Source organism: Psychrobacter sp. TB15 (assembly GCF_000511655.1).
In the GTDB taxonomy this organism is placed as follows: Bacteria; Pseudomonadota; Gammaproteobacteria; order Pseudomonadales; family Moraxellaceae; genus Psychrobacter; species Psychrobacter submarinus.
In genome coordinates this window covers 1-17,419 of sequence record NZ_AYXN01000013.1, presented here as the reverse complement: position 1 = coordinate 17,419, position 17,419 = coordinate 1, and the positions used below count along the sequence as shown (strand labels likewise).

Here is a 17,419-nt window from a genome sequence, read left to right as displayed (position 1 = left end):
TAGAATTTGATGAACAATGTCGTCACCGTCTCATATATGGTGGTTGTTTAATTGATATCATTTATTAGCGCTATAATAATCTGAGTACAGTTGTTAACTATGATAATTGAGCAGAGCAGTGTATAGTTTGCTCATGATTATGATGAATTATAAATGAATGAGCTATTACCACAGACGATGAGCTACTAAATACAATTTATGATAACTGACCCGTTTATTATATTTGCTTATTGTCAAAAGCGCTTTTAATCACTAAGGAATATTGGCTATGGCATTAACGCCTGATACGATAACAACGAAGCCCCGTATTGCAATTGTCTTTCCTGGGCAAGGTGCGCAAGCAGTCGGCATGACCGCAGAGCTGAGCGAAATCTACCCGCAGATTCGCGATACATTCGCTGAGGCTAGCACTGCGCTGGGAGAGGATTTGTGGGCGATTTGTCAAGACGAGGATAAGCTCAACCAGACTCAGTATACTCAGCCTGCGCTATTAGCAGCGAGTATCGCTATTTGGCGTATCTTACAAGAAAAGCTGACTGAGGCGAATATTACTCCTTGCTATTTAGCGGGGCATTCTCTTGGAGAGTACAGTGCGCTGTGTGCTTCTGGAGTGCTTAGTTTTGCTGATGCGATACAGCTAGTACATAAACGTGGTCAACTAATGCAAGAGGCGGTTGCTGGTATCGATACTGCTATGGCTGCTGTATTAGGTCTTGAAGATAGCCGCGTCGAAACCTTATGTGAGCAAGCGACTGAGCATGTAGATGATGCTATTGTTAACGCTGCAAACTTCAATAGCCCTGGGCAAGTGGTGATCTCTGGCAATGCGCTAGGCGTTGCTGCCGTCATCGACAAAGTACAGAACACGGGCAAAAAAGCGATACCTCTCAAGGTCAGTGTGCCTTCTCATTGCGCTTTGATGGAACCTGCTAGCCAAGCATTAGCCGAAGCTTTGGCAGCTATTAATTTCGATCAAGCGACGATTCCGGTGATCCAAAATCGCCATGCACGGGTCGAGACCAGTTCGCCCAGTATTAAGCAAGCATTGACCGAGCAGCTCAGTGAAGCGGTGCTATGGTCAAAAACTATGCAAGAGCTCGCAGACAAACAAATCAATATTCTAATCGAATGCGGCAGTGGTAATGTACTGAGCAATTTGGCTAAGCGTCAAGCTCAACCGATTACCAGCTATCCAACGGACAAGCCTGCTCGTCTTGATAAATTAATGGAGGCACTATCATGAGTCGTACAATTACCTTAGTTTCTGGTGCTAGCCGAGGCATAGGCAAGGCGGTTGCCAAGCGCTTTGCTAAAGAAGGTCATTTTGTCATTGGTACCGCAACGACTGAGAAGGGCGCAGCCCTCATCGATGATTATCTGCATGATTCAGGTGGTATAGGCCGAGTATTAGACGTTCGAGACCCTGAACAAATCGATAAGCTGTTTGAAGAGATTGAGAGTGTCTACGGCGCGGTGCAAGTACTCGTTAACAATGCTGGCATCACTAAAGACGGCCTGCTTATGCGTATGAAAGATGAAGATTGGGAAAGTGTCATCGACACTAACCTGACCTCAGTGTACCGGATGAGCAAACGTGCGGTTCGCGGTATGATGAAAGCGCGCCGTGGCCGTATTATCAATATCAGCTCAGTAGTCGCTAAGATGGGTAATGCTGGACAGTCGAACTACGCCGCGACTAAAGCAGGTCTTGAAGGTTTTAGCCGAACGCTTGCGCGCGAGATCGGCTCACGGCAGGTGACTATCAATTGCGTGGCACCCGGTCTGATCGAAACGGATATGACGGACGAGCTTGACGAGCGTCTGCTCAACTCTATGTTAGATGCCGTGCCTATCGGGCGTTTGGGTCAGCCAGAAGATATCGCTGCTGCGGTGTTATTTTTAGCAGGTGACGAAGCCAGTTATATCACAGGAGCTGTCATTCCAGTCAACGGCGGCATGTATATGTAGTGCGCTGCAATGATATACTGTGCTTATATGTAGTGCGCTACACTAAGCACAAAAAGTTAAATATTAAAAAGTTACATTAGCACAATAAAAAACTGTGTGAACGAGTGTAAACTCTAATAAATGCTGTTATAATAACGGACACTTTTAGGCCAAACCCCTGTATTATAGCAATTGGTTATTCGGGTCAAAAACTGATAATGATATCGAGCTATCTGTAACCAGTCAGCACTATCACAGTTTAACTAAGCCCTTAACGCTTCAGATAATTGCTATAATTCCCAAATTGATAGACACTAAGGAGTACTTTGTATGAGCAATAACGATATTGAGCTAAGAATAAAATCTGCCGTAGCAGAGCAGTTAGGCATGAACGTTGAAGATATCAAAAACGAAGCTTCTTTTATGGAAGACTTAGGCGCTGATTCTTTGGACTTAGTTGAGCTAGTTATGTCATTTGAAAGTGATTTCGGTATCACTATCCCTGATGAAGACTCAGCAGAATTGACTACAGTACAAAAAGCTATCGATTACGTACAAGCCCAGCTGTAATATGGTGTCAGTTTACCCTATTATCAGCGAGCTGCTGCGCCGTTTATCTTAATAGATAAGCGGTTTTTTTTTGGCTCGCATTTATGACTAGCATTGATATTAAGCTAAACCTATTCCATAAGGTGACATAAGTTTTCATAAGTTTAACATTACTCAACATACCGCTACTATGCAAAACTCTAGCCTTTGTTATACTCATAAAGTAAATAATAGATAACAACATCAAAAGGAGTAATTAGATGGGAATGTTCAGTTTTGCAAAAGACATTGGTGATAAGATTTTTAATCGTGATGATGACAAGCACGATGCAAAAAAAGAAACTCAAGCAGACGCTAATACCCCAGTAAAAGATAACGAACCATCGGCGCAGTCGGTGGCGAATATTTTGCTACGTCGTATTCAGCAGCAGAATCTGCAGATCAGTAATTTAAAAGTCAAATATAATGGTTCTACTGATACTGCTGAAATCAGCGGTAATGCAAAGACTCAAGCGGACCGCGAAAAAGCGATTATTGCTATTGGTAACGTTCAAAACGTAGCAAAGGTTATCGACAATATCGATATCGAAGAAGATGCGCCAGAATCTACCATGTACACAGTAAAATCAGGTGACAGTCTCTCAAAAATCGCTCAAGACGTTTATGGCTCATCAAGCGATTATATGAAAATATTTGAAGCTAACAAACCTATGCTGTCAGATCCAGATAAGATTTATCCCGGTCAAGTACTGCGTATTCCTAAGCCATAATGCTGCCAACTTATTTTTAACCCATTAACTGGGTAAAAAGTAATATTTTGATTTTGATGAACGCTTCTTATTTAATAAGAGGCGTTTTTTATTGGTTTAACTTGAAGGGGAAGTCTTGTTAGCGATTAATTTGCTAGTTTGCTCTTCTATAGCCCAGTGAATATGCTCATTCAAAATATCATTGTGTTGACCAAGTCTAGATTTTAATTGCTCAATATTAATATCATCAGCAGTGGCATTGCCTAGACCGATAGCGATATTACGCAGAAAGTTCACATAGCCGGTACGGCGTAGCGGGCTGCCTTGGGTGTATTGTAAAAAATCCGCCTCGCTCCATTGCCAAAGCTCAAGCAGACTACTGCTATCGAGTTTATGTCTTGGGGCAAAGTCCTCAACCGTTGTGAGCTTGGCATAACGATTCCAAGGGCATATCAGCTGACAGTCGTCGCAGCCAAACACACGGTTGCCAATAGCGCGGCGATATTTAACATCAATAACGCCGTCATGCTCGATGGTCAAATATGAGATGCAAGCGGCTGCGTTGAGCTCATGCGGACCCACGATTGCCTGAGTAGGACAGATATCGATACAAGCGCGGCAGCTACCGCAATGCGCGGCAACCGGCTGATCATCAGGTAGCTCTAGACTGATAAATAGCTCGCCCAATACAAAAAAAGAACCGGCTTGTTTATTGAGCAACAAGGTGTGCTTGCCGGTCCAGCCAAGGCCAGCAGCATCAGCGATAGGCCGCTCAAAAATAGGCGCAGAGTCGCTAAAAGGCCGAAAGACAAAATCACTATTTGCACCAATATCGTCTCCAATAGCTAGTTGCTGCCATTCTGGCAGCATCGCTTCTATCCTCAAAGCCAGTTGTTTGAGGCGACTGCGCATGGTCTTGTGATAGTCGCGCCCGCGAGCATAGCGCGCAATGATACCGTGGTTTGGGCGATCGTCATCTTCAACGGTGCGCGGTTTAGGCGTTTCAGTCAAATAGTCCATACGCACGCTAACGATAGTCTTAGCGCCTTCTACCAACTGCTCAGGATGAGCACGCAGGTGGTGATTGCCATGCATAAACTGTAACTGTCCTTCATAACCTTTCGCTAACCAAAGCTGCAACTGCTCAAGCTGCTGCGCAAATAAAGGATGCTGCACGGATATAAATCCGCAATCGGCAAATCCTAAATCTCGCGCTTGCGCCTTAATCCACTGCTTGATCTCTTCAGGCGAAGAAAAGCTAGGTTTGTCAGTACTAGGGATAAGGCTAGAAGATGATTTCATAGGATAAGATAAGCGGCCTATATGATTGAGTAAACGGATAATTGAGCGAACGGATGATTAAGTGAACGACAGCTATTATGCCATGACAAGCCGCTCTGACCCAAAAAAGATAGCATAATACCGATGATATCCATACAGAAGTCGCCCTCGACATTTGCTACCCTTATTCTCATCTATTTGTACTCTAAGCTTTATAAGGATTATCTATGCCTACTATTAAAAAGTCACTTTCAAGTCCTGCAACGCTGCCCATCGCTTTGTATACTAGCTCGCAAGTCTATGCTATAGAGCAAGATTGGTTTGCTGATGGCTATAGCAGTTTTGCCTTGATGCAGCAGGCCGCTTGGCAGATGGCGCAGCGCATTATAGACGTTGATGATATCGTGCAAAGTCAAAAAAGTCGCAGGCTGAGTCATGAGAATACCCACCTCACAGCTCAGCAATACAACAGAGACAAGCGCGCCGTTATCTGGGCGGGACGAGGTAACAATGGCGGTGATGGCTGGCTGATTGCTTTATATTTACAGCGAGCAGGCTGGCAGGTCAAAGTTATGACCGTTGGCATGGCCGCTATCGACAAAGAAGGGAATAATGACTCAAACAATAGTGAGGAGACAGAGCAGGTCAGTGATGCCCTTAAAGCCCAGCGCTTAGCACTGACCGCTGGTTGCTCTTATCTACGTTTTGAAGATCAGGGTTTTAAAGATAAGGAGTTTGATGAGAGTGATTTCCCTAGAGCAGATGTCTATATTGATGCGCTCTTTGGTATCGGCCTAGATCGCGCACCAACAGGTATTTATCAGCAAGCGATTACCACTTTTAACCGGCTGACTGAGCGTGACTGTGCTTTGGCAGTAGCGGTAGATGTGCCTAGTGGTCTTGTGGCTTCAACAGGGCAGGTGTTTGCGCATTTGGTAGTACGTGCTGATATTACTTTATGCCTTGTCGCGCGTAAGCTTGGTTTACATACCAAAGATGGTAAAGACTATGCTGGTGAAGTTTTGGACATTCCGCTCATACCTATCACTTCTAAACCTATCACCTCTAAATCGCCTGCGGCTACTTTATTACAGACCGCTTATGCTTTAGCGCCGCGTCAGCAAAACAGTTATAAAGGTAGTTATGGTCACGTGTTAATAATAGCTGGCAATCGTGTGGATGGCTCGCAAGGCATGGGCGGCGCAGCGATTTTATCAGCATCAAGTGCTATGGCAACTGGAGCCGGCAAAATTACGGTAGCTTGTCACGACGCTTTTCATGGAGCACTACTGACCTCATTACCAGATGCAATGACTATCGATCTGCACGATGTCGAAGGTCTCAAAAGCTTGATTAAAGATGCTAGCGTTATCGCTATAGGCATGGGACTTGGCCGAGATGATAAGGCTAAAAATTTATTTATCGCTTACCTAAACGCGGCCATCGAAGCAGGTAAGGCTATAGTCATTGATGCGGATGGTTTGTACCATTTAGCGACCTTACAAAGTGATGAGCATAAGTTAGTTAAAGCACTAAAAGCACATAGTACTCAGCATAAAGTGTATCTGACGCCGCATAGTGGCGAGGCGGCTATGCTATTAAATAAAGAAATTAGCGAAATAGAAGAAGATCGCTTAACCGCCATCAAGCAAGCTGCGGATCAGTATGGTGGCAATTGGGTGCTAAAAGGAGCAGGGACGCTTATATTAGAGCAGAATCTACATGATAAAAATAATAATAAACCGAAGGTGTATGTCTGTGCTACTGGCAATGCAGGAATGGCAACGGCGGGCATGGGCGATGTGTTATCAGGAGTATGCGCAGGGCTGTTAGCGCAGCTAGACTTGGCCGATGAGGCGCGCAGTCTCAGACAGGCTGTGCTTGTTCACGGCTTAGCAGGTGATGCCTTACTGAATCAATTAACAAGTGATAAGGCTAGCGTTGCTAGTGGCTTATCGCTGAGAGTAGGGCAGCGCGGCATGCAGGCGCAAGATATGCCAGCGGCTGTTCGCTCTGTGATGGAGGCTTTAATAGTACCTCATTGATAATATAGGTTTTTTCAAACCGTTTATAAGCTCGCTTAGTATATTGAGCGAGCTTAGTTTTGTTAGCTACAATACTGGCTAATCGCTTGTTGTACTCGTTCACGCTTGAGCTCAATCTCACGGCTGTCTAGATATTCGCGATTACCACTTGCGTCCATCTCATAAATGCGCCCACCCACATTGAGGTTGGTTAAGTTATTACGTAGTGATTGGCAGCGCTGGGCATTGGCGTTGGCTTCTTGTTCTTTGATACGAGCCTCAAGCTGAGCGACTCGCTGAGCTTCAGCGTCTTTAGGGGCAGTATCTGGACTATCGCTAGTTCTATTAGCCATTTGGCCGGCATCAGTTTGACGACCATCACTGCGAAACTCAATCATCTCAACGTTTTCGCCATTATGCGGGGCGTGTTGGCTATATTTAATCTCCCCATGCGCTCCAATAGACTTGTAAACCTGAATCGCATGACTGGCATTCATAGACAATAACAAAATACTACAAGTCGATAAGCCAAAAACAAGCTTAGAGGCGATAGTTGTCAAGGGGGCGTAAGCCATTTTCAGAATCCTTTTTGCCAATGAGAAAACAGGGAGTGTTTATCTATCGATATCTATAGGTAAGCATTAAAGCCTAGCCACATTATACATAATTAAAAAAGCTTAGCTCAATTAAAAAGCCTAACTTCATTTTAGTAAAAATCTTTAAAACTAAATACCAATTATTTTGTTTCAAAGGGAGTTGTAAAACTTATAGTTGGGCTTAGGCTTCATAAGTTTCTCTTGACAATAATAGCCAAAACAGTGACTATAATAACAGTTGGTCAGTGAGCGGCATTTATAATTTTGCCGTAGCACTTGAAAACAAAGTCTCTTAGGCTGCTTATCGGTGGCTTGATAGTTTTGTTTTCTTTGTGACAGTAGCAGAGCAAGGATAGCGGCCATTCATTGGCCTATTGTTGATTGTGCTATTTGTCTCCGGACTTATCGGTCTACAATGACTAAGATAAACTTATTATTTTTAACCCTTTACCGCCAAGTCGGTTTGTTGCCATGAGTAATGGCGTATCAATGCTACAAACTAGTTTTGATGCCATAAGCTTAAAAGGTGAATCGCTTACGCAAAGACACTAAGAGGCAATTATCATAATTGTTATTAGTGAGTTTGAGCTCTTTTATCTTTAGCGGTTCAGTGACTCATTAGCCTTTATTGGTAGTAACGCACTATTGGTATTTGGTTGGTATCTAAATAATAAGCCTCTTTTATAGATGCACTCGCATCTAGTCATCATATACCGATATACCTCTTTAAGCTGACCTTAAAATGGCTGTGTTCAAGTAGCAAGCTGCTTTATGCTTTTTATAAAGCCAAGCTGTTTTTGCATAGTGAGTAGATACTCTTCTATGGACAAAGATAAGCACAACTTTGGGTAGTAGATGTCGGCACAATAAGTCTTTGTGCTCTGATCTATACTCATAAAAGCTGCATCTGCGCTGTAAATAAAGGTGATGATAGTGACGCAAACTACGCAAAGTCCGAATATGACCGGACACACGCAAACGGCTAACGCCGCCAAACATTTTGAAGAAAAGCAACAGCAGCTAGCTGAGAATGAGCCTGTCATGCTCTCTGGCGCTGAGATGCTAATACAAGCGCTGACTGACGAAGGCGTTAAGTATATCTTCGGTTATCCCGGCGGCGCGGTTCTACATATCTATGATGCGCTATTTAAGCAAGAAGTCATTGAGCATATTCTAGTGCGTCATGAGCAGGCGGCAGGCCATATGGCCGATGCCTATTCGCGAGTGACAGGCAATACGGGTGTTGTGCTCGCCACCTCTGGCCCAGGCGCGACCAATACGGTAACGGCTATTGCCACGGCCTTTATGGATTCAGTGCCAATGGTAGTCATCTCAGGACAGGTCCCTAGTAGTCTAATTGGTGAAGATGCGTTCCAAGAGACTGATATGGTTGGGGTCTCGCGCCCAATCGTCAAGCATAGCTTTCAAGTGCGCCATGCCAGCGAAATCCCTACCATCGTCAAAAAAGCCTTTCATATCGCAAGCTCAGGTCGTCCAGGCCCAGTCGTTATCGATGTGCCAAAAGACATGACAGCGCCAAGCGAAAAATACGTTTATGAGTACCCAGAATCGGTATCCATGCGCTCTTACCAGCCATCACAAAAAGGCCATGGCGGTCAGATTAAACGCGCGGTCGAGACTTTATTAGCGGCGAAGCGCCCAGTGGTCTACTCAGGTGGCGGCGTGATTTGGAGCAATGCTTATGAAGAGCTTCGCGATCTTGCGCACCGTTTGAATCTGCCTGTGACCAATACGCTAATGGGTTTAGGGGCTTTTGATGGTACCGACGAGCAGTTCCTCGGGATGCTTGGTATGCATGGTACTTATGAAGCCAATATGAGTATGCATCATGCTGACGTCATCCTAGCGGTAGGAGCTCGTTTTGATGATCGCGTCACCAATAATGTCAAAAAATTCTGCCCGAATGCAACGATTATTCATATTGATATCGATCCGGCTTCTATCTCAAAGACTATCTTCGCTCATGTTCCTATCGTTGGCGATGTCAAATCTGTCTTGACTGATATGCTTGATAGCATTGGACATGATAAAGAGCTTGATCAGCCAGCATTAACTGATTGGTGGTCACAAATCAATGAGTGGCGTAAGCGTCATGGCCTACGTTATGACACCAGTACCGAAAATGGTATTAAGCCGCAAAGCGTCGTACAAGCTTTAGACAAAGTGACCAATAGTAATGCTATTATCACAAGCGACGTCGGCCAGCATCAGATGTTTGCCGCGCTGTATTATACCTATAGAGAGCCGCGCCAATGGTTAAACTCAGGCGGCCTTGGCACTATGGGTGTGGGCTTGCCTTATGCTATGGCAGCCAAATTAGCTTGTCCAGATCGCGACGTGGTATGTATCACCGGTGAGGGCTCTATTCAGATGAATATCCAAGAGCTATCCACATGCTTACAGTACAATCTGCCTGTCAAAATCTTGAACATCAATAACGCGCAGCTTGGTATGGTTAAGCAGTGGCAAGACATGCTATATGAAGGTCGTCATGCTCAGTCCTACATGAACTCTTTACCTGATTTTATCAAGCTCGCTGAGAGCTACGGGCATGTTGGGATCAAGATTACCAATCCTGAAACCATGGAAGCACAGTTAGCAGAAGCTATGGCGATGACTGACAAGCTAGTATTTATCGACGTCTATGTAGATCGCAATGAACATGTTTATCCGATGCAAGTGGCTGGACAGACGATGCGTGATATGTGGCTAACCAAAGGGGAGCGTACTTAATGCAACAACCACATCTGATCTCGGTATTAATGGAAAACGAAGCAGGGTCGTTGTCGCGATTGGTCGGCTTATTCTCGCAGCGCGGCTACAATATCGAGACTTTGAACGTCGCCCCAACTGATGATCCTACAATCTCGCGTTTGACGCTAACGACGATCACGTCTCCAGAGAAAATAGAGCAAATCACTAAGCAGTTGCATAAGCTTATTGAAGTCGTTAAAGTGCTTAACTTATCCGAAACAGTTCATGTTGAGCGTGAGCTGATGCTGATTAAAGTGCGTGCGACTGGTAATGTCCGTGAAGAGATTAAACGTAGCGCAGATATCTTTCGCGCGCAGATCGTCGATGTCAATGCCAGCTTATACACCATCCAAATCGTCGGTGATAAAGCCAAGCTCGATGGTTTCATTGAGACTATAGGCCGTGAACGCGTACTTGAAGTCGTCCGCTCTGGGGTGATAGGTATTGCCCGCGGTGAAAAAACGCTAAGTATATAAAACTCATTTTAAGTTTGATATCGAAATTAACACTGTCAGTTATCAGGACTTTAAAACTGATAACTTAAAATTAACAACAAGCTTATAGCGTACAATCAATGAATACATTGGCGATACTATAAGTGTTACTAGCCATGGCTCTCCATGATTAAGGAAAAGGACTCTGTATGAACGTTTTTTATGATAAAGACTGTGATTTATCTATCATCCAAGGCAAAAAAGTCGCTATTATCGGTTATGGCTCACAAGGCCATGCCCATGCGCTAAACCTGCAAGACTCTGGCGTAGACGTCACAGTTGGTCTACGTGCTAACTCAAGCTCTCGCAAAAAAGCTGAAAACGCTGGCTTAAAAGTCGCAGACGTCGCTGAAGCGGTAAAAGCCGCTGACGTGGTCATGATTCTGACGCCTGATGAGTTCCAAAAAGAGCTGTATAAAAATGAGATCGAGCCAAATATCAAAGAAGGCGCAACGCTAGCGTTCGCTCATGGTTTTGCGATTCATTATAATCAAGTCGAGCCGCGTAAAGATCTTGATGTCATCATGGTCGCGCCAAAAGCGCCTGGTCATACCGTGCGTAACGAGTTCACTAAAGGCGGCGGTATCCCTGATCTCATCGCTGTCTATCAAGATGCCTCTGGTCAAGCCAAGCAATTAGCTTTATCTTATGCAGCAGGTGTGGGCGGTGGTCGTTCAGGTATTATCGAGACAACTTTCAAAGATGAGACGGAAACGGATCTATTTGGCGAGCAAGCGGTACTTTGCGGCGGCGCAGTAGAGCTGGTCAAAATGGGCTTTGAAACCCTGACCGAAGCTGGCTATGCTCCAGAGATGGCTTACTTTGAGTGCTTGCATGAGCTCAAACTTATCGTCGATCTCATGTATGAAGGCGGTATCGCTGATATGAACTACTCTATCAGTAACAACGCTGAATACGGCGAATACGTCACAGGTACCGAGGTCATCAATGAGCAATCACGTGAGGCGATGCGCAATGCGCTAAAACGCATCCAGTCAGGTGAGTATGCCAAGATGTTCATCTCTGAGGGCGCAACCAACTATCCATCAATGACTGCGCGTCGTCGTAACAACGCTGAGCATCAAATCGAGATCACTGGTGCCAAACTACGCGGCATGATGCCTTGGATCGGTGGTAACAAAATCATCGATAAAGATAAAAACTAAAGCCAACCTGAATAAGGTGTCTTTGTAGTTTTGGGACTTAAGTTTTAAAGTCTAAGTCTTTAAAATCTAAGTACTTAAAATATAAGTTCTAAGATTTTAGTTTCAATCAAAATACTAACCCATGCTATCCGCTCGATGGCATGGGTTTTTTATAAGTAAAAAGTTTATAGTAGAAAAAGCGCCGTCTAGTCCAACAAGGATCTTGAAAACGAGTAGACATTGCCTCATATAAGCACTCAGCTTAGTCTCTGAATCAGTATTTGTAGTGCTCGATATGCTTTTTAAGTCGTTACTGCATGAGTCATTATCATGATTACTATGAATGTATGGTTTACAACTATCGATCTAAAAGCGCGATTTATGTGCTTCTCTCCAGACTAAGCAAAAAATAAGACAAAATTAAATTTAATGTTAACTATAGGTTGTGTTGTGCAAATATCAAATCCAGACTGGCTAACGCCGCAGTTCGTATATATTACTCTTAGCGCCGTAGTCGCTGTTTTGATTTGGATTGAGTGCTCAATGCTCAAGCGCAGTGACGGTAAGCTACCTAAGTCAGCGCTATTTAGGTTCAGCTCATTTGCAGATACCGCTTGGTTTTTTGTCTCAACTGTCGCCTTGTACGCTATAGATTTAGCACCACTTGCTGTGGCTGTGCCCGCCGCTTATGGTATTTATACTGTTTTTGGCTGGATATATGGCACGCGACTACTAAAGCGCAAAGGCATTCCAGACTCACCTGCAGATTTGGTGGTACCCGTCAAATATATAGCGTATAGCCAATCTTTTGCATTGATATTCTTCGCTCTGTGTTTATTAGTATTAGCGTCACCTTGGCTACCTATAGCAAGTTAAAGCTTGTCTATTATGTATGGACATAAGACTCACTCATTGGCAAGGATTAACAATTAAAACTTTACAAAAATACCTAATTTAACCTGTCACTATTGATAAAAACTGCTATAATCGAAGAGTGCTCATAGGCTGCAAGCCAATAACGGTAAGCAATCGCTAAGATAAATTACTGTGTTAGTTTAAGGGTTCAATCCAAAAGCAGATGGGTATTTATCAATTAATCGGTGATGACTGATGTCGCACCAATCGTTTAAGAGTTAGGAAAAATTATGTCTGATAAAGTTGAAGGCACCGTAAAGTGGTTTAATGAAGCTAAAGGCTTTGGTTTCATCGCACAAGATAATGGCGGTCAAGATGTATTTGCTCATTACAGCGCTATCCAAGGTAGTGGTTTCAAAACACTAGCGGAAGGCCAAAAAGTGTTATTCGTTTTAGGTGAAGGCCAAAAAGGTCCACAAGCTGAGCAAATCGAAGCGCTATAAGTGTATTTACTATAGGGGATAACTGATATCAGTTACTCTTATCTATAGATCTACACGCACAAATGACTATGTTGTGAGAACAACAAACCTATTGTTTAGACTGTATAGCAAAAGCAACCTTTCATCGGGTTGCTTTTTTTTGTCTAAATTTTGGATAAATTGTACAAAAGGCTATCTGCAAATACCTCGATAGCGCTTTGAGAGACAACCGTTTTTGAATTAAAGCATTACTTACTCATGTTCAACAGTTTGCAGGAGATAACAAAAAGAAAGTAACAAGCGAATCTTGTCTGATATCTTACAATGAATGTCATCTACAAAAACAAAACGACTAGGATAAGAATATGGATTGGCAAACTTGGTTTTCGATTAATTGGCAACAAGTTGTCGGTATAGCACTGTCAGTTATCGGCTTTTATTTTTGTCTGATATTGTTTACTCGTATTGTTGGTTTACGTAGCTTCTCGAAGTTATCGAGTTATGACTTGGCTATGACTGTCGGTATCGGTAGCATATTGGCATCAACCGTATTGTCAAAATCAACGTCGCTGCTGCAAGGCGTGTTTGCTATTGGGATGCTGTTCACGCTGCAAGCAGTACTCTCCATCATTAGACGAAAGTTCAAGCCATTTAAAGCGCTTATAGATAATCAGCCTATTATCTTGATGGCGAATGGAGCGTATCTTTATGACAATCTAAAAGAAGCAAAGCTTAGCGAGAACGATATCAAACAAATCCTACGTAAAAATGGCATAAAATCTAAATCAGAAGTTTTTGCAGTGATTATGGAGACGACAGCTGACATAAGCGTTATAAAATCTAGCGATACCAGTCCTGATTGGTCGCTATTTGACGATATTCGCGATAATGAGATTTTGGTAACGACCTACGATAATGGTATTGAGCAGCAAAGTAGGGTAGACGTATTTTCGAAATAATAACAAAACGTTAAGCAATTTGCAGGTGACAGATGCTATAAAGGGTACTAATAACAAGGCTTTAGGAAAACGAGCAAAGCTATCATTGTTTTAATTATAGTATTTATTCAAATGCTTATAAATTTATGACCCATTATTCACGGCGTCATCTTGACCTAAAAGCCTTGCTCACGCAAGATAGTCGGGTCTTATAAGCTAAGCGTAAATATTTACCACATCCCAGTTTACTGACTATAGTAAACTTATGTGTCAAAGGTAAGATTAATAAAAGTAAGATCTATATTAGCCATCAATGAATGGCTTTAATTCATAATATTCATAAACGAGGAACGTATGAAAGCATTAGTCGCGGTCAAGCGTGTCATTGATTATAACGTAAAAGTTCGTGTCAAAGCTGATAACTCAGGTGTCGACTTATCGAATACTAAGATGTCTATCAACCCATTTGATGAAATCGCTGTAGAAGAGGCAGTACGCCTAAAAGAAGCAGGCGTCATTGATGAGATTATCGTCGCGTCAATCGGACCAAAAGAGTCACAAGAGCAGATCCGTGCAGCTTTAGCACTAGGTGCTGATCGTGGTGTACTCGTCCAAACTGATGAAAAACCATATCCGTTACAAGTCGCTAAAATCTTAAAAAATATCGCTGAGAGCGAGAGCACTGATATCATCTTGTTAGGTAAGCAAGCTATTGATGATGACAACAACCAAACCGGTCAGATGCTAGCGGCGCTGATGGGCGTAGGTCAAGGTACTTTCGCTTCAGAGGTCAAAGTAGAAGGCGATAAAGTCAACGTCACTCGTGAGATTGATGGTGGTTTGCAGACCGTTGCTTTAGATCTACCGGCAATTATCACTACTGATTTACGTCTAAATGAGCCACGCTACGCTAAGCTACCAAACATCATGAAAGCAAAGAAAAAGCCACTTGACGAAAAGACGCCAGCTGATTTTGGTGTAGATATGGCATCTAAGCAGCAAATTACTAAAGTTGAGCCGCCAGCAGAGCGTCAGGCAGGTATCACTGTGAAGTCTGTAGATGAGTTGGTTGATAAGCTAAAAAATGAAGCTAAAGTAATCTAATATTGACTATATATTTGGCAAAGTGATATGCATAGTTTCTTTTAAAATCCGTCTGATTAAAAGATAGAGTAGGGACTGAAGAATAAGACATATCACAAAAGCTGCCATCATAGATATTAAAGCACATAAACGATTACGCGAATATATAAAGGACAAAAACAATGGCCATTTTGGTATATGCAGAACATGACAATGCCAGTCTAAAAAAGGCAACCTTAAATACTATCGCTGCGGCAAAGCAAATGGGCGATGACATCCATGTATTAGTCGCTGGCAGTAGCGCTCAAGCAGCAGCTGATGAAGCAGCAAAAGCTGAAGGTGTTAGCAAAGTCTTATTAGCGGATAATGCCGCTTACGAGCATCAACTAGCCGCAAACGTTGCGCTATTGGTAGCGGACATCGCTGGTGATTACAGCCATATTGTTGCCGCTGCGACCACAACCGGTAAGAACTTTATGCCTCGCGTTGCAGCGCTACTTGACGTTAGTATGCTGTCTGAGATCTCAGCAGTAGTAGACGCGCATACTTTTGAGCGTCCTATTTATGCTGGTAACGCGACTGCGACAGTGAAAACCTCAGAAGAAAAAGTAGTTGTCACCGTACGTACGACCGCTTTTGACCCAGTAGCAAGTGAAGGTGGTTCAGCCTCTGTTGAAACCATCGATAATGTACAAGACGCAGGTAAGTCAAGCTTCGTTAATGAAGAGATGGCAGCCTCAGATCGTCCAGAGCTGACTTCAGCTGGTATTGTCGTCTCAGGTGGTCGTGCCTTGGCAAATGGTGAAAACTTCACTAAATACATTGAGCCATTAGCAGATAAGCTAGGCGCTGCTATCGGTGCATCACGCGCCGCTGTAGACGCAGGTTATGTGCCAAACGACATGCAGGTCGGTCAAACAGGCAAGATTGTTGCGCCGCAGCTTTATATCGCCGCTGGTATCTCTGGTGCGATTCAGCATTTAGCAGGTATGAAAGACTCTAAAGTTATCGTTGCGATCAATAATGACCCAGAAGCGCCTATTGCTAGCGTTGCCGATTACTTCTTAGAAGCAGATCTATTCGAAGCTTTACCTGAATTGACTAGCAAAGTATAAAGCTCAACGCTTTTGACTACTAAGAAACTTAATTTGTATCATATAAGCCCTGCTATCATATAGCGGGGCTTTTTATTGAGCTGACTATTGGGCTGATTATTAGACTAAGATTATATATTGAGTCGACCTTATAATTTATAAAAATCCACTTTATAGTAGTTTGAAGTAGTGTTGGTTAGGGTAGGGTTATCGGATAGAGGCTGCGTTTAGGCTACTATATGACTCTACAATGCTATTGAGATAATTGTCACGGACGAGAAGGTGGAGAATCAGTATGAATGCAATTTTACAGTTAGAACCGACTTGGTAGCAGTGGATCGCAAACAATACTTAGATTAACACACCAAGTGCAACGCTAATTAATATTATAGAACGCCTGCATAGGCGTCTTAAACCCTAATCGTTTTCTTGGTCTGTTGTTTAGTTTGTTCTCAATGTCCTGTATTTCATTATCAGAGACTTGTCTAAAGTCACAACCCTTAGGCAAGTACTCTCTGATAAGGCCATTGGTATTCTCGTTGGTTCCTCGCTGCCATGACGCATAAGCATCGGCAAAGAAGAAAGGGCTAAAGAGCTTTTGTTTCACCTTCTTATGCTGAGCAAACTCTTTACCATTGTCAGAGGTAATGGTCTTAACCTGCAACCTCACTGGCGCTAAGAGTTCTATCATTGCCTCTGATACTTGCTGTGCTGTTTTATGACCCACACGCTTCATCTTCAGCAGCCCCGTTTTACGTTCAACGAGCGTGACAATCGCTTGCTTGTGATGCTGACCGATAACGGTATCCGCTTCCCAATCTCCAATACGTGAGCGTTCTTCAACAATACAAGGGCGCTCATGAATCGAGACTCTGTCATTGATACGGCCTCGAGTCTCAGCGGTTAGACGCTGCCGGTATGGTTTTCCTTTACGTCTGAGACACTGCCACAATGTACCGCCCTGCCTCTTATCACGCCAAATATAGCGATAAATGCTCATATGACTGATACCAGCATGAACGCCAGATATTTGCTCAGGACTCCAGTTCTCTTTAAGCTTGTCTGTCACCCATGCCCAGAGGTCAGTCACAATAGTTGTGGCGTTGTTAGCCCGTCTGTCACAAGCCTTGTTATTAGCATGCTTTGCTCGGTAACCTCGTAGGCTTTTATTACGCCTAAGCTCTCTTGATATGGTACTGGGACTTCTGTTTAACACCCTCGCTATAAAATTAATACTATGTTTTGCCCCTTTAAGGGCATAAATCTGGTATCGTTCACCTAGGCTTAGATGTGTATAGCTCATGGTTGCAATCTCACTTTGGTCGGTGGATAAAAACTTTGATGCTAGCGCATCTAGGTCTTTTTTTCACCTTGCATTTGGTATTGCACTTCATGTGTTAATCTAAG

General features: G+C 43.4%; 16 protein-coding genes. 13 read left to right on the top strand and 3 right to left on the bottom strand.

Features of this window, described 5'->3' with window-relative positions; genetic code table 11:
* Positions 1 to 268 precede the first annotated feature (268 nt).
* From fabD to lysM, 4 genes are all read left to right on the top strand, one after another.
* Positions 269 to 1,243: an ACP S-malonyltransferase gene (gene fabD / locus W234_RS0102295; protein ID WP_025644352.1), complete on the top strand. Its 975-nt coding sequence runs from the start codon at positions 269 to 271 to the stop codon at positions 1,241 to 1,243.
* Positions 1,240 to 1,968: a 3-oxoacyl-ACP reductase FabG gene (gene fabG / locus W234_RS0102290; protein ID WP_025644350.1), complete on the top strand. Its 729-nt coding sequence runs from the start codon at positions 1,240 to 1,242 to the stop codon at positions 1,966 to 1,968. The genes fabD and fabG overlap by 4 nt, the downstream gene beginning before the upstream one ends.
* Positions 1,969 to 2,277: 309 nt before the next feature.
* The gene (gene acpP / locus W234_RS0102285) at positions 2,278 to 2,517 is read left to right on the top strand and encodes an acyl carrier protein (RefSeq protein ID WP_025644348.1); all 240 of its coding nucleotides are present in this window, start codon (positions 2,278 to 2,280) and stop codon (positions 2,515 to 2,517) included.
* Positions 2,518 to 2,756: 239 nt separating this feature from the next.
* The gene (gene lysM, locus W234_RS0102280) at positions 2,757 to 3,266 is read left to right on the top strand and encodes a peptidoglycan-binding protein LysM (protein WP_025644346.1); all 510 of its coding nucleotides are present in this window, start codon (positions 2,757 to 2,759) and stop codon (positions 3,264 to 3,266) included.
* 96 nt (positions 3,267 to 3,362) lie between these two features.
* Here lysM and queG read toward each other — a convergent pair whose 3' ends face one another.
* On the bottom strand, positions 3,363 to 4,547 hold the full coding sequence (gene queG / locus W234_RS0102275) for a tRNA epoxyqueuosine(34) reductase QueG (protein WP_025644344.1): 1,185 nt from the start codon (positions 4,545 to 4,547) through the stop codon (positions 3,363 to 3,365).
* A 206-nt stretch (positions 4,548 to 4,753) separates the two neighbouring features.
* Between queG and W234_RS0102270 the strand changes: the two genes are divergently transcribed.
* Entirely contained in the window at positions 4,754 to 6,571 is a 1,818-nt protein-coding gene (locus W234_RS0102270) for an NAD(P)H-hydrate dehydratase (RefSeq protein ID WP_025644342.1), read from the top strand.
* A gap of 62 nt (positions 6,572 to 6,633) precedes the next feature.
* Here the strand turns inward: W234_RS0102270 and W234_RS0102265 are convergent, their stop codons facing one another.
* Entirely contained in the window at positions 6,634 to 7,125 is a 492-nt protein-coding gene (locus W234_RS0102265; RefSeq protein ID WP_025644340.1) for a DUF4124 domain-containing protein, read from the bottom strand.
* A 1,062-nt stretch (positions 7,126 to 8,187) separates the two neighbouring features.
* Here W234_RS0102265 and W234_RS0102255 point away from each other — a divergent pair.
* The 8 genes from W234_RS0102255 (at position 8,188) to W234_RS0102220 (ending at position 16,033) form a co-directional block, all read left to right on the top strand.
* Positions 8,188 to 9,900 carry an acetolactate synthase 3 large subunit gene (locus W234_RS0102255; RefSeq protein ID WP_025644336.1) on the top strand — a complete coding sequence of 571 codons (1,713 nt, stop codon included), beginning with the start codon at positions 8,188 to 8,190 and terminating at the stop codon, positions 9,898 to 9,900.
* Positions 9,900 to 10,397 (top strand): acetolactate synthase small subunit, encoded by a 498-nt coding sequence (gene ilvN / locus W234_RS0102250; RefSeq protein WP_025644334.1) that lies wholly within the window; start codon positions 9,900 to 9,902, stop codon positions 10,395 to 10,397. Before W234_RS0102255 ends, ilvN begins: the two co-directional genes overlap by 1 nt.
* 167 nt (positions 10,398 to 10,564) lie before the next feature.
* Positions 10,565 to 11,581 carry a ketol-acid reductoisomerase gene (ilvC, locus tag W234_RS0102245; RefSeq protein WP_025644332.1) on the top strand — a complete coding sequence of 339 codons (1,017 nt, stop codon included), beginning with the start codon at positions 10,565 to 10,567 and terminating at the stop codon, positions 11,579 to 11,581.
* Between the two features lie 429 nt (positions 11,582 to 12,010).
* A complete protein-coding gene (locus W234_RS0102240) occupies positions 12,011 to 12,436 on the top strand; it encodes a hypothetical protein (protein ID WP_025644330.1) in 426 nt (141 codons plus the stop codon).
* A gap of 269 nt (positions 12,437 to 12,705) precedes the next feature.
* Positions 12,706 to 12,918 (top strand): cold-shock protein, encoded by a 213-nt coding sequence (locus tag W234_RS0102235; protein WP_025644328.1) that lies wholly within the window; start codon positions 12,706 to 12,708, stop codon positions 12,916 to 12,918.
* Positions 12,919 to 13,262: 344 nt separating this feature from the next.
* Positions 13,263 to 13,856, top strand: coding sequence for a DUF421 domain-containing protein (locus W234_RS0102230; protein WP_025644326.1), 594 nt, complete (start codon positions 13,263 to 13,265; stop codon positions 13,854 to 13,856).
* Positions 13,857 to 14,189: 333 nt separating this feature from the next.
* Positions 14,190 to 14,939: an electron transfer flavoprotein subunit beta/FixA family protein gene (locus tag W234_RS0102225; RefSeq protein WP_025644324.1), complete on the top strand. Its 750-nt coding sequence runs from the start codon at positions 14,190 to 14,192 to the stop codon at positions 14,937 to 14,939.
* A 161-nt stretch (positions 14,940 to 15,100) separates the two neighbouring features.
* Positions 15,101 to 16,033 (top strand): electron transfer flavoprotein subunit alpha/FixB family protein, encoded by a 933-nt coding sequence (locus tag W234_RS0102220; protein ID WP_025644322.1) that lies wholly within the window; start codon positions 15,101 to 15,103, stop codon positions 16,031 to 16,033.
* 355 nt (positions 16,034 to 16,388) lie between these two features.
* On the opposite strand, the gene W234_RS13605 is transcribed toward W234_RS0102220, so the two are convergent.
* Entirely contained in the window at positions 16,389 to 17,315 is a 927-nt protein-coding gene (locus W234_RS13605) for an IS30 family transposase (RefSeq protein ID WP_025643743.1), read from the bottom strand.
* Between the last annotated feature and the right edge of the window lie 104 nt (positions 17,316 to 17,419).

Coding starts and splice junctions, on each gene's coding strand:
- fabD (WP_025644352.1), top strand. CDS start 269: ATGGCATTAACGCCTGATACGATAACAACGAAGCCCCGTATTGCAATT.
- fabG (WP_025644350.1), top strand. CDS start 1,240: ATGAGTCGTACAATTACCTTAGTTTCTGGTGCTAGCCGAGGCATAGGC.
- acpP (WP_025644348.1), top strand. CDS start 2,278: ATGAGCAATAACGATATTGAGCTAAGAATAAAATCTGCCGTAGCAGAG.
- lysM (WP_025644346.1), top strand. CDS start 2,757: ATGGGAATGTTCAGTTTTGCAAAAGACATTGGTGATAAGATTTTTAAT.
- queG (WP_025644344.1), bottom strand. CDS start 4,547: ATGAAATCATCTTCTAGCCTTATCCCTAGTACTGACAAACCTAGCTTT.
- W234_RS0102270 (WP_025644342.1), top strand. CDS start 4,754: ATGCCTACTATTAAAAAGTCACTTTCAAGTCCTGCAACGCTGCCCATC.
- W234_RS0102265 (WP_025644340.1), bottom strand. CDS start 7,125: ATGGCTTACGCCCCCTTGACAACTATCGCCTCTAAGCTTGTTTTTGGC.
- W234_RS0102255 (WP_025644336.1), top strand. CDS start 8,188: ATGCTCTCTGGCGCTGAGATGCTAATACAAGCGCTGACTGACGAAGGC.
- ilvN (WP_025644334.1), top strand. CDS start 9,900: ATGCAACAACCACATCTGATCTCGGTATTAATGGAAAACGAAGCAGGG.
- ilvC (WP_025644332.1), top strand. CDS start 10,565: ATGAACGTTTTTTATGATAAAGACTGTGATTTATCTATCATCCAAGGC.
- W234_RS0102235 (WP_025644328.1), top strand. CDS start 12,706: ATGTCTGATAAAGTTGAAGGCACCGTAAAGTGGTTTAATGAAGCTAAA.
- W234_RS0102230 (WP_025644326.1), top strand. CDS start 13,263: ATGGATTGGCAAACTTGGTTTTCGATTAATTGGCAACAAGTTGTCGGT.
- W234_RS0102225 (WP_025644324.1), top strand. CDS start 14,190: ATGAAAGCATTAGTCGCGGTCAAGCGTGTCATTGATTATAACGTAAAA.
- W234_RS0102220 (WP_025644322.1), top strand. CDS start 15,101: ATGGCCATTTTGGTATATGCAGAACATGACAATGCCAGTCTAAAAAAG.
- W234_RS13605 (WP_025643743.1), bottom strand. CDS start 17,315: ATGAGCTATACACATCTAAGCCTAGGTGAACGATACCAGATTTATGCC.